This is a genomic window from Arcicella sp. GW821-FHT09D11, from assembly GCF_059416265.1.
The window spans coordinates 112632-125495 of record NZ_JBWKOV010000005.1; the positions used below are offsets into that span (position 1 = coordinate 112632).

A 12864-nucleotide genomic window follows, 5' to 3' on the forward strand; every position below is an offset into this window, starting at 1 on the left:
TTAAAACATTTTAGGGAAATTGACTTCCATATCATTTAGGTGAGTAATGTGCCAATGTGAAAGCGATTTGATTTGTTTGCTTTCAACAAGATAAAATTTCCAGTCTCTAGCATAAATGATTTCACTTTCTGAAGGCTTATAAGTTGGTGGAACCTCAGCATCTAAAAATTTTAAATTCCTCAATAAAATTGCCTTATCGAATACGCCTACACGTCCAAAGTCTTCGTTGTTTTTATCAGTAGTAGCATAGCAATATCTTATGGAGAACGAAATAGGGTTATAATTTTCATCCAGCATATTCATCATCTCCCATGCTTGCTGGAGAGATATTGTTGGATTAACCATTACGTTGTGATTTGTTTAATAGGCATTTTGAACGAGTGAATTTTTTTGCGTTTATACCAATGTGCAACCACAAGCCCATCCACTGCTTCAGTAATATGGGGTTGCTCTTGAAGTGGTAGTTTTTTCCCTAGCTTGTCAAGCTCAGTGATTTTCACTTTCTCAATAACTTCTTTGTAATATCTTTTCTGGGTTTTTCGGTCTTTTGCTTCTTTCTTTCTAGTCACTTTCATCACATTTTTAGCAGCTTTAAAGAATGAAGTACAGCTCTCTTCCTCGAACTCAAATTGAAAAGGACTTGATGGGTCTTCAGTAGTTATTTTTTGCCAGATATAGAATCGTTCATCATGTGTAGTTTGCTGAAACTTTTCATCATATACTTCCCATCCTTCTTCTTCAAATGTTTCCATGACGATTTCTCTGAATGTTTGGTCTCGGCCAGCATCACGCCAATCGGCATTATTATCATAGAAGTAATTCACTTCTTTTAGATTACGGAACCGATGATAATAACAAAACTTTCTTACACAATCAGCAATTTTAGTTTTATCTGCTTCCGAAAATATTTCACCTAATAACCTGAATTTCTTATTAAACATTTGGCCGTATGCTAATGAAATCAAGTTATTGTTATAATCCATGCAGACGTCTAAAGCTCTTCTTTCGTCAGCCCCAGTGTCAATCCTGCAGTCAAGAATTGATTTATCCTTCAGCGTTCTTATATAATCCCAATCTTTGAAAACTACTCCGTGTATTTCCTTTTTTAGAAATTGGTAATAATACTTGTTAGAAGTAACTGGTCGAATCGAGAGTACATTTAGCATTACGTCCTTGGCTGGATTGGAAAGATAATCTCCCAATACATCATAGCCGAGTACATGAAGGTTTTGAACGGATGTTCCAACTAAAAATAAGGTAGCTTTTCTTCTCCAAAAGTTCAGTTTATTTTCAAGATTATCAATCTTATTTTGTAAGATATCAACCTTTTTACGGTTGTTGGTTTCATCTAATTCCTTTTGTAATTTTTGTTGATGAAATTCATAAGAGGCAATAAGTTGTAATACTCGCTTATCCATTTGCGACTCATACGCAAATGTCCAGTGCTCAGGATCATCGCTCATGTCACTTACAATTGTGATTGAATGATGACACCAAAGGTGGCCAAAATAACTTTGGTTACCTCTAATCATCAGGTTGGCTTCTTTTACTCTATCCCATCTTAAGAGTTTTGCCTCTTCCCAAACAGCAGCATCTACTGATTTCCCATTGGCGTGAGATTGAAAATTAGTAGATACAAAGCAAAGAGCATGGCCGGTATCAAAAAACACAAATCCGTCAGGCTCAGTAATCACCTGTATGGGTCTCGCTACGCCAGGAGGTGGAAACACGTTAGACCAAAAGTTTTGTCCCTCAATAAGCCCTTTTTTCTTTAAGCTCGTCAGAATGGCAGGAATAATCGTTTGATTTAGATGTTTAAATGAATCACAACCAATTAGCGTAATCCCTCCGGGCATCAGGTGTATAAATTCATAAATCCTGCTAGTAACAATCTCTTCAGTTTTTCCAGTACCACGTCCCAAAAGAGCCACTAATTTTCTAGGCCTATAAATTAGTGGTAAAAGTTGTAGCTTATTGGCATGATACCTTAAAACGTATTCCTTAATCTCTTCCTCCATCATCCTGAATTGTTTCAATAGGTACTATATCTGTTGCATATTTTTGTAATAATCCACTGGCAGTTTTTTTGTCTGAACTGTAGATTGTTATTAGCTCTTGGTCTAACATATCAAGCTCTTCCATTGATTCTATTACCTCACAACCTTTAATTAATCCTGGATTGAACTCAGCAACAATTCTATTTGGTCTCTTCTCAAGCTTTGGTGGTGTTTTAGGCTTAGTTGACTGTATTTTGATATACATATCTAAGAACTTAGCTGCTGTTTGATGATCACCACTATTCATACATTGCTGATATGCGTCAAATGCTTCTTCTTCAGCAACATTTAGGTGTAGTGCAGCAGAAGAAACGATATCCATGTTGAAAATCTCACAAGCGAATTGGTAATCTCTACATGCCATCATATAAGTAATAGGCGAGAAGTCGTTGACTAAATCATCAATCACTTGTCTGCGAACCGAGATTTCAATAAACATTTCAACTGATTCTTCGTCTACTAACTTATTTTTTCCTTTTCGCCTTTTTTCAACCTTATCCATCACAGAAACTCGATGGTTTCTATAAATTTGGTTTTTGTCAAAAATGTATTGAATCTTAGCAAAAATTTCTTGAGCTCCTTCTGTTATCTCAGGAAGCCTGCCTGTTTTTTGCCAGTAAAGAATCCCTTCTCGAATTGATTCTCTACTTTTGGTGATTGGTTTCATAATAAGTGCGTAATGTCCTGGTTAACTCGTCGGCTTCTGCTTGATATCTTTCTTCATTGGCATGTTGCTTATCAAGTTTTTTGAACTTCGACAAATAGGATCGAACCGTTTGTAATCTTTTTTGTAATTCGTTTGGGCTGATATCCTTAATATTTATTTCAACATCCTTATTGGGCAGTTTCCCAGTTTTCCTATAATGTATTGTATCCTTCCAGCAGTCTTCTAAGGCCTTGCAAGTCGTGGTTAATTCTTGAGCAATTGTCCCTCTTTCTTCATTGGTAAACTTTTTTTGATACCATGTAGCTTGGTTCAATTTCGCTTTTAGCTGTGAGCGTAATACATAGAACTTTTTACGATTAGCTACTAGCTTTTTCACCTCTTCATCATCGCTTGTATTTTCATCAAAAGCCCATTGATTTAGCTTTAAAGCTACTTTTTTTGCTTCTACTAGCTTTGGGCTTTGCTCTTTTTCATGAGGAGCTTTTGGCTTTTCTAAGGCAGAGCTTTGAGCTTTTTGATTAGCTAATAATAAGGTCAGTTGCTTTTCAAGTTCAGCAACAGAAAATGAGTTTTTAGGTTTTCTGAAAAGGGATATCAGGAAAGTACTTGTCGGACTAAGCTTTTCAAATAATAAAATGCCTTGAGCAAAATCTTTATCTTTAAACCATTCTTCGAGTTGCATGTTTAACAAAAAAGTGCAAATTGAAAATCCAATTTGCACTCGTATTAAATGATAGGTGTAGAGGTTTTTTTTATTTTTGAAGCAGCACTAGATCCTTTTTTTTTTCAATAACTCCCACTAATTTTCCATCCTCAAACCATTCATCGATCACCTCAATTGGTATGAGTCTAAGATTTACTACTCCAAGACCAATAATCGATACAGGAAAATTAATCCCAGGGCATGGCTGATATTTAGCTTCGAAATTCATTATGATTGAACAGGTAAAGAGGTTCCAGTATAAATTAATGGCATTACGTTACATTTGATTTCAACATCAGCAATCGATGTGTCCTCGCCTTCAGTAATAGTCCATTTCATGATAGAAGCTTCAAAGCCTTTGTAACCTACCAAGATTGTCTCACCATTAGGTTTATCAAGCGCTAAAAGCACTCGTTTGCGAGGCATCAACTTTTTAATAAACCCTAAAGCATCTTTACTAAAACCAATCCGAGCTTTAAACACAACTGATACTGCTGCATTCTCATCAATATCTACTTTGAGCTCTTGCTTTTGAGTAGAATCAATTTCTACGGTAATGAACCCTTTGCCTTCAGCCGCTGTAAACGTACCAACAGCAACTGCATAAGCCTCATTAGTTATCGCATTAGTAAGCAATGGAGGTGTTGGTACGGCTGTAAAATCGGCTGGTAAGCCTATTTTAACAACCTTACCAAGCCCAACTTGCCAACCTTGGCACAGGGCTAAATTTTCTATAGTTGCAACTGGACAAGCCATTTTATTAGGTTTAGAATTTTATTAGAATATTAAGTATTATGAAGGAATTTCTGAAATAACATTCAGCTCAACGAGATTGTCTAATTCCTCATCTGTCAAATCTTGAATTGGTTTACCATTCACTGACCCAATTGTACTTTGTTTAATGGTACCACGATGTAAAACTGCCACAAGACCTTTTTCTTTCAGAGCTTGTTTTTGAGCTTCGAAACTTGGTTTTTCAGATTCGACTAATTTGTCAAGTAATGATTCAATCTGCTCTTCACGATTAAGAATTTCCTGTTCATAAGCCGCTTCTTTTAATTCATGCACTTTAATTCGCTCATCCCGATCATTAATCGCTTGTTGATAGGTAGCTTCTTTTTCAGCGATGATTTGATCAATCTCACTTTGCGTGTAAGTTTTTTCATTATTTACAATTGTTTCAGACTGAGTTTGTACCGAAGCCGCCTGATCACGTGTATTATTTGCCATTGTTATTGTTTGTTTTAAAGGAGAAAATTCAATTTTCTCCTTTTGTAGGTGTTTTTATACTAACTCATTTACCACCATTGCCGCTGGATCGACAATTAGCACACCATGGATTAACTTGAATCCAAGATTTAGAGCATAAACAGTTTGTTGAGTAGTGAATACTGAGAAATCTGGATTTTGGATATCAGTTCCAAAGACAAGATTTTTCTTCGGAGTAATAAAAACCCTATTTGATGCACCCATCCATCTGCATGGCTCAAGCTTCAACATTCCTTTTGAAGTATCTGTATAAATAGCATCTACACCATTTGAATTTCTGAAGATGTTACCAGTTGGCCAACGACGTTTGTACTCAGCAATATATTTGTTATACGTAAGATAACTCATATAAGCATTGCGTGGCTCATTGGCAATTTGAATGCTTGTTCCCTCGTCCATATCATCAATTTTCTCAATAATATTTCCGTAAGTAGTAGCTGAATTACCCCAACCTGTACCTGTAGTTAATGTACCTGTAGGTCTGATAATTATTCCAGAAGAACCATCTGCTACCAAATCAGCAATTTGCTTTCCATAACCATCAATTTGTCTCAAACGTGATGGATCCGTATTTGGTCTTGCTTTTGAAGCACCATAAATAATATCATTATTCAGAATGCTTACATTCTTTTTAAAGATTCCAGAGAGTTGCTCTTGCATCTTTGGAATTTCGCCACCAGTAATGTTTACTTTGTCACCAATGAATTTCTTTCTGAATGCCTCTGCTTGGAAAGTGTAATCATCTTGCAAAGGTTCAACCTGGATAGTTCTCTCTGAGAATACTATTTTATTTGCCTCAGCATTATGAATGCCATCAAATGCTTTGAGACCCGATGTTACTACCAGTTTCTCATAAGCTTTTTTGTTGGTAACATTAAAGTCTAAGGTTACTTGTGTGGCAAACTCAGCTCCAATCAAATATTCAGTAGCAATTTCTGCTTGATGTTCGTTGATGTAATCGCTTAACGCACTTACATCAACAGAAGAAATAATAGCCATTTTTTAAATTTTAAATAGGTGTTGTGTAGAATATTTTAAAAGTTTAATAGGTGTAGATAACTAACGCAGTTTAACTCTTAACTCACGAAGTCAATTCCATTGGTATTGAGCTCTTTTTTAACAAAAGGAATTTTTGTATTAATAGGCTCACCATTCGTCGGAATTACTGGATTAACTGCTCCTGTAGCAGGGGGAGGGGTAATAGGATTGGTAAATGCACTAAGCTTCCCTTTTAAAGCAGTGATTTCAGTATCTTTTTCAGCAATTTTCGAGTCTTTTTCAACAACTGTGGTGTTCAAGCTTACAATCGTTGCATTTAGTTCGCTGGTTTTTGTTTCCAAGCCCGCTATTTTTTGAGTAGCTGCTTCTGCCTGAGTTGTTAATTCTACCTTAGTTGCTTCAAGGGCTGTGATAGTTTTATTGGCTGTTTTTAGCTCTTCAGCTTCATCCTCTGCAGAAATTCTTGTTACAGTCGGAAATTTCTCTACAATAGAGGATACTAGCCCTTCCTCTATTGATAATTTTACTTTTGTTGCCATATTTTTTTCTTTTTTAAGACTGGTATAAACTAAATCAAACCCTTGTATTCCATCTATCAAACCAGTGTTTTCAGTGAGTGCTTTTGATGACACAACTTCAAGACCTTTTAATGCTTCCTCGCTCACTTGTGGGCGATTGGTTTTTACAAAAGTCATGAATGTTTCATCTGTTGGGTCAAGTTGATTGTTTTGAAGAATAGTAGGGTCATTGTGCTCCAACGCTTTAGAATCTCCATGCTTTAAATCTGAAGTTGTTGCATAGACATACTTTTCAATAACTCCTTGAGCAATTAACTGAGCAATGCGGTTTCTATATAAATAAGCCACCCCGATAGAGCCCACCAAATTGTCAGGACTCGAGGAGTAAATCTTTTGACAAGAACAAATAGAATAATAAGCTCCAGAACAGCAATAACCATCAATCCAAGCATATTTTGGTTTTGAGAAATTGGCTATTTCATTTGCGAACTCCCAAGTGCCACTTACTTGGCCACCTCCAGAATCTACATAAAACAAAATTGATTTAACTTGTGGATCTGTACTGGCCTTTTGGAGCCATGTTCTCATGGTAGAAGTACCTACTGTTCCACAATAACCATCATGCTTCATGATTGTACCAATGATTGGAAATATTAAAACACCTTCTTGGGTTAATGCAGGGACAGCATCATAGTCTTCATTATTTACATAATTGGTAGATTCGCTTTTAGACGAAAAAGTTAAATTTTGCTGGGTTGTTTTGAATTCGCTGACTTGGTTTTTAAAAAAATCTGCAGGCAATGTTCCATCTAAGTATCTGTTCGCCAAATCAGAAAGTATCTGAGATTGGCTTGAAGAAACCATAAAAGTACTTGTAAGAATCGCCCTGATGATTGAATTAAATGCCATTGATTATCAATTTTTTATGACAAATTTTCTACAATTATTGAATCCTTTCAAGGACAAAATGAGAATCATGATTGATTCAAATTATCTCATTTTGTCAATAAAAAAAGCCCGAACTTGTCGAGCTTTTTAACAAACTAGATTTGATCTTTCAAAAAGTTTTTAACAATCGTAGTCATTTTTGCTTGAGCCTTTCCACTGGTATCAGAAGAATAGTGAATATTGTCTGGTAATTGCACTCTCCTTACAGTCATGTCCTGACTGGTGTCTTGTCCAGTTGGCACATAGTTGCTCCAAGGTAGTTGCGTCCATTTAACATTCGATCCTGGTACCTTCTGTTGAGAGAAGCCCGATAATTCCCAAGTCTTTAAGATAGGAATGTTCCAAGCATTCGCAACCATCATTTGTGCGGCCGAAACATTTACAAGATCATCATCTTCGTAGTACCCTAATATCACAATATTGGGTGAACTATTGTATTGATATATTAAATCAATCAAGAAATTCATTGCACCCAAGTAATACCTTCTATCATTACTAATGGCTGGAATTGTTGTTAAATCATTAGCATATCCATCATTTCTTCCATGCTCAATTACAATGATGTTTGGCATGGTATATGTTCCATTTAAATAAGGCAAAATACGGTTTTCGTATGAGCAAGATAAAATTTTTGCTTGCTCGGTGCTTGAGAGTGTTAATGGAGCATTGATGCTAGGAGTATCAGCATTATAATAAAATAATGATCTAATTGTAGCCCAGTTGTCAATAATATACTGCTTTTCAATGATTGTGTGCATTAATGCATAACAATAGTTTTGCCACGCTAAACCTGCAAAAGTTCCATCAGCACGAGATATTCTTGCCGTAGACGATCCTACTCCTTTGTTGATTCCAACACCACCGAGTAGAGCTGGTGCATCAGTAGGAAATGATGCAGAATCAATAAGAGATGTCCCTAAAAATAATGCTGTCATCCCATCCATCGGCCTGCTTTTCAATTGCAATGCAGCAATTAAAGTATTTTGTTGGGCGATCAAACTATCAACATATACCCTACTTGCAGATTGAACAATTAAAGAAGGAGTATAAATATAGTAAGGTGTAGCAACATTACTATTCAGGATAAAGTGAGTAGCGGTTGATGGAATTACCATTTGCAAGTTTTCAATTAACTTATCACTTCCATTGATACCTTGCCCTTGATAAGATATGATACTGCCAGCAGCATTGAGATACAAGACAGCATATACCCCAGCACCATTAACAGTAGTTGTAACTCGTAATTTATCAGTCGGAGAAACAGGGTATTTTGCATACCTACGATAAGTATTACTATTAACAACTCCATCGATACCAACCCAACCATTGTTCATTCTATCGATTACAATATCAACTGAGCTGCTACCATCAATATAAACAAAAGCTGCATTAGCAGGGGCAGTTAATTGATAATTCACATATGGATGATCCACTCCATCAACACCTGGTTCAACAACTTGCAAGACTGCATTGTTTGCATCAACAAAAATTGCAAGAGCCAAAGCGGATCCATTTACAGTACTGGTAACCTTAAATAAATCTCCAGGCTTAACAGCCATTTTTACATACCTTCTTGTCGGATTTGGCACATAAACAGCTTGTTGGGTATAGTACCCTTCATAAATCGTATATAAACGGGTGGGGTAAAAATCACTAAGGATGTTTTCAATTGTTGGAATTTTTGTTCCTACAACTAAAGTAGAACTAGCTTCTAAAGCTGAAATTCTTAAAATATTATCAGTAGTTTGTGAGAATACACCTGGTCTTAAACTCAAGTTTGTAGCATAATTATTATGCTCAAACATTGCACTTAAATTCAAAAGATAATTCCAGTCTAGGGAAATATTAAATGTAATTGAAGTAGTACCATTTACAATTGTTCCATTGTACGACTTAAAGCCGTTTAATGTGGTTGCATCGAATGAGCTATTTTCGTTTATAAGGGCGTAGTCTTTTCCCTTGGTTAAATTTCTGATTTGAAAACGATACTTAAAATTTGGCACAAGCCCCATGGTTATTGGAGTAGTTGTAACAAAAGTTATACGCCAATCGTCATTTTTCTCTGCAGCCGGTACGATAATATCTAACAGCTTGAGAGCTCTTAATATATTTACTTCTGTTGCAGTATAATTTTTCGTTTTATCTGCTAAGAAATCATATCGAGTACTAGAAATCTCTGTTAAAAGTTTTGAGTCGCCAGCATCTACCAAAGCAACAATCGTATCGGTTTGGGTAAATACACCTGGTTTGATTTTTAAATTTGATGTGAGTATATTAAATTCAAATGTAGCTCCTAAACTTAATAAATACACCCAGTCAACTTGTACATTAAAGGTTATAGATGTTCCTGAAACGATAAGACTACCTCTATAAATTTTATCGCCGTTTAATGTGTTTGCATTAAAAGTTGAATTTTCATCAACTAGTGTAAAGTTAGTGCCAGTCGTTACGTTTCGTATCTGCACTTTATATTTAAAACCTGATACAAGATCAGGAGTGATTGGGATTGTTGTAACAAATACAATACGCCAATCGTCATTCTTTTGAGCAGTTGGCACAGTCAAATCCAATACTCGTAAGGCAGTAAGTACTTTATTTTCAAGATCAGTGTAGGTAGTAGTATTAGGTTTTATAAAGCTTTTTTGGATTTTTTGTCCCTGCTGCACTAAAAGCCATTGAGTCCCCTGAACTTTTAGAACATCCCCTACATTGATAGCCGTCCCTGCAGTGAAATTAACGCCAGCAAAACCAAGCGTACCAGCAACTATGGTATCTAAATAACTTCCTTGTGATATCGTAGTGGAAGGAATAGCGGTTATTGCAGGGGAGTTTGTTGTAGCATTATACCCTCCTAAACTTGCAGGGAATGGCACGTTGTATAAATCTACCCAGTCATGCCAAGTCTCTTCTCCTATATAACGAACTTGAACTTTAGTGCCAGAAGTTCTCCATTCAATTCGATCGCTGATAGGACTAACTTTAAGGCCTACAAACAATCCACCATCCATTGTTACATCAATTTGAAAATCGCTACTGGCACGCTCAATCGAAGAATCAGAAGGTTTTTTTTGAATATCGATATAGAAGTACACAGGTGAAACTTCACGACCTGAATTTTCAGTAAAAATTAGTTGTACTGAAAAGATGCCAGTAGGGAGCTCTGAAATTGGTGGAGTAAAAATAGCATTGTTGTTAGTATCAGTACCGACAACAGTCCAATCCTTTTTAAGAATGCATAAAGAACCATCCGCAGCAACATCGATACCATGGTTTTTTGATAATCGTTCATATTCAACTCCTTCACTTGAAATAATTGCGGTAATGGAATAATGATTTAAGTTTACCAATTCGCCTTCATCTGTAAGGGTGAGCGTAAATTTCCAACTTTGGCCTCTTAGAAAAGTAAACTTTTGAGGAATAGGTGTATAATCAAAATTATTCATTTCAATTGTATGTTTGAATTGTGTAGAAATAATCCTTGTCGGAGTTTTGATAAGGGCGACTTATGTGCGGTCTGGTAGTTTCCCAAGCTTCTGGAGTAATATGGATTTCTCTTACCACGCCAGATACTGTTGCTCGGAGCCAAACTTCTGTAGGCTCTATCCCTTCCGTTCGCCAGCACATCGCTTCTAATTTATTTACGCCAACCTTTGTCCTGCAAGGCAAAATACTCGGAGCATCAGCCCAATCGATAGCTCTATGTTTTACCCAGTTTATATGGTTATAACTTTGCTCCGTCTCCCAGTATTGGGGAATCATTTCAAGGAATGAAGTAGCTCCACCATTAGTCATTAACATTTTAATAGCAGCAAAAAAGCCTACATAAGTATCATGTGTTTTGTTATAATTGAAGGAATTTTTATCCCATTCATGTAGGTCAACGCTATTCATATAAGTGAGCGACACCAAATCAAAAGCATATTCTCGACCTGCTAATAAGGCTTTATGATTAGTGTCTGCATCAGCTACAAATGTTCCATTTGAAAGTCTAACATACTGATTAAGTCCAATTGCTCCTTTATCAGCGATGACTTTTGTCAGCATTTTAAACCTACGATTATTGAGTTTGTATCTAGCATACCAAGCATTCCACTCGAGTAATGTTCCAGCACGTGCTAAAAAATGCTCTGTATTTCGGCTGTTTGTATACTTATTGATAACAATCGAATTGCCATTTCCTAAATTGTACGTAGAACCTTGAACCGCAAATTCGTGTGCGTAAAAGCTTACTTCACCACTTGGAATAATGTTTGGATAATCAATAGGCCTTTTGTTTAATACTCCTTTTGATGGAATTGATAGCAAAGGAGTATCTGATCGCCAATCTTCAGAAAAAATTGCTCTAGTGTCAGGATAATTTCCAAGGCTATTGGGATAAAAATATGTTATCTTTTCATTTGTTTCTTGATCATGTATATAGCCGATTGTATTAGCCAAAACACCATAATCAGAGGAAACATCAGCTGTAGTGTTTTCGGCCATACCCATAATGGCTGCTCTGTGATAAGCAGAGCCGTAATCAGCTGTTCCGTCTTCGATATCAACTGCTTCTAAACCTCTATGCGTTTTTCCGGAAACATTGTCACCAAAACCCATTTCAGCAGAACGGACGGCCGATTCTCCAAAATTATATGCTCCTTCTAACCCCATCGATGATAGTGAGAGCTCTGAGCTAAGACTAGACTCATGAAACCTGTAGTAATAAGGAGTAGAAGATACAAATGTTAAAAACGTTTGACCAACGACTGGATCAACATTTCCCACCCAAGGTAGACCAGTGTTGGGATCATACGGATAAATAAAGTCATCGCCCCTTATGCCTGCTCCATGGTAAAACGATGGATTTAGGGTTGCTTGTCCCATCAATCCAACTTGCCAAAATTTTATACTGCGATATTCAATAAATGGCTGTCCCCAAAAGTTCCACCAAACTCCCCATTTTGGTCGCACATAACCTTGAGCATTCGTATAAGTTGGAATTGAAAATATACCGATAGAATCTAATGGAATATGATTCACAATTGTTTGAATGCCTATATTTTTTGCAATACTTGCTATGGACATCAATACCCCTGGAGTAGGAGGAACGGTAGTAGTATCTGCATTGCTTCCTGTTGTATCAAGAATAGTTTGCTTAATACTAATATTGGATACATCAACACTTGCTAGCTGGTTAAAAACCGGCAATATAAGATTTGGAGTTTTATGTTTCCATCCTAAAAAAATGGAATCTTTGTCTAATACTTTGATTGAATTTTTACCATCTATTCGGGTTGAAGTATAGACTTTTAATTTATTTCCATTTGCTTCAACACTCAAGAATATTGGTATCGAGGTGTACTTTTTAGTAAATATTTTGCTTAAGGAAGCATTATAAGTTGGCCGATGAAAAATTATCAATGAATCGTTTCGTAACAAAATATGTGCTGCACTCAATTTACCATCAATACTTTGGGTAGAGTCGTTTCGTATCGAAATCCCTACACCAGCTTTTTTATTTGATATTTTATTGAACCATGCACTATAAGAATAAACAGATGGTGTTGAAGCATTATAACGCCTCAATGTTATTTTATCAGTGGTTCCACCTAAAGCACCAATGCCTTTTAAAGTGGTTGAACCAGATTGATTTGTTACTACTTGCTGTGCATTGCAAGAAGTAATACAGAGAAGAAAGAAAAGAAAAATGATTTTTTTCATGAT

General features: G+C 36.2%; 11 protein-coding genes. All 11 read right to left on the reverse strand.

Annotated elements, in window-relative coordinates:
• Complete coding sequence (locus tag AC07N0_RS15705) at positions 1–345, reverse strand: hypothetical protein (protein ID WP_494589927.1); 345 nt, start codon at positions 343–345, stop codon at positions 1–3.
• On the reverse strand, positions 345–2021 hold the full coding sequence (locus AC07N0_RS15710; RefSeq protein ID WP_494589928.1) for a hypothetical protein: 1677 nt from the start codon (positions 2019–2021) through the stop codon (positions 345–347). Before AC07N0_RS15710 ends, AC07N0_RS15705 begins: the two co-directional genes overlap by 1 nt.
• On the reverse strand, positions 2002–2724 hold the full coding sequence (locus tag AC07N0_RS15715; protein WP_494589929.1) for a hypothetical protein: 723 nt from the start codon (positions 2722–2724) through the stop codon (positions 2002–2004). Before AC07N0_RS15715 ends, AC07N0_RS15710 begins: the two co-directional genes overlap by 20 nt.
• The gene (locus AC07N0_RS15720; protein WP_494589930.1) at positions 2702–3406 is read right to left on the reverse strand and encodes a hypothetical protein; all 705 of its coding nucleotides are present in this window, start codon (positions 3404–3406) and stop codon (positions 2702–2704) included. Before AC07N0_RS15720 ends, AC07N0_RS15715 begins: the two co-directional genes overlap by 23 nt.
• Positions 3407–3476: 70 nt before the next feature.
• Positions 3477–3656: a hypothetical protein gene (locus AC07N0_RS15725; RefSeq protein WP_494589931.1), complete on the reverse strand. Its 180-nt coding sequence runs from the start codon at positions 3654–3656 to the stop codon at positions 3477–3479.
• Complete coding sequence (locus AC07N0_RS15730) at positions 3656–4183, reverse strand: hypothetical protein (RefSeq protein ID WP_494589932.1); 528 nt, start codon at positions 4181–4183, stop codon at positions 3656–3658. Before AC07N0_RS15730 ends, AC07N0_RS15725 begins: the two co-directional genes overlap by 1 nt.
• A 36-nt stretch (positions 4184–4219) precedes the next feature.
• Positions 4220–4657, reverse strand: coding sequence for a hypothetical protein (locus AC07N0_RS15735; RefSeq protein WP_494589933.1), 438 nt, complete (start codon positions 4655–4657; stop codon positions 4220–4222).
• Positions 4658–4711: 54 nt separating this feature from the next.
• On the reverse strand, positions 4712–5695 hold the full coding sequence (locus AC07N0_RS15740; protein ID WP_494589934.1) for a hypothetical protein: 984 nt from the start codon (positions 5693–5695) through the stop codon (positions 4712–4714).
• 77 nt (positions 5696–5772) lie between these two features.
• Positions 5773–7122 (reverse strand): S49 family peptidase, encoded by a 1350-nt coding sequence (locus AC07N0_RS15745; protein ID WP_494589935.1) that lies wholly within the window; start codon positions 7120–7122, stop codon positions 5773–5775.
• A 134-nt stretch (positions 7123–7256) separates the two neighbouring features.
• Positions 7257–10604, reverse strand: a complete 3348-nt coding sequence (locus tag AC07N0_RS15750; RefSeq protein WP_494589937.1) for a hypothetical protein — start codon at positions 10602–10604, stop codon at positions 7257–7259.
• Position 10605: 1 nt separating this feature from the next.
• Positions 10606–12861: a hypothetical protein gene (locus AC07N0_RS15755; protein WP_494589938.1), complete on the reverse strand. Its 2256-nt coding sequence runs from the start codon at positions 12859–12861 to the stop codon at positions 10606–10608.
• Positions 12862–12864 lie beyond the last annotated feature (3 nt).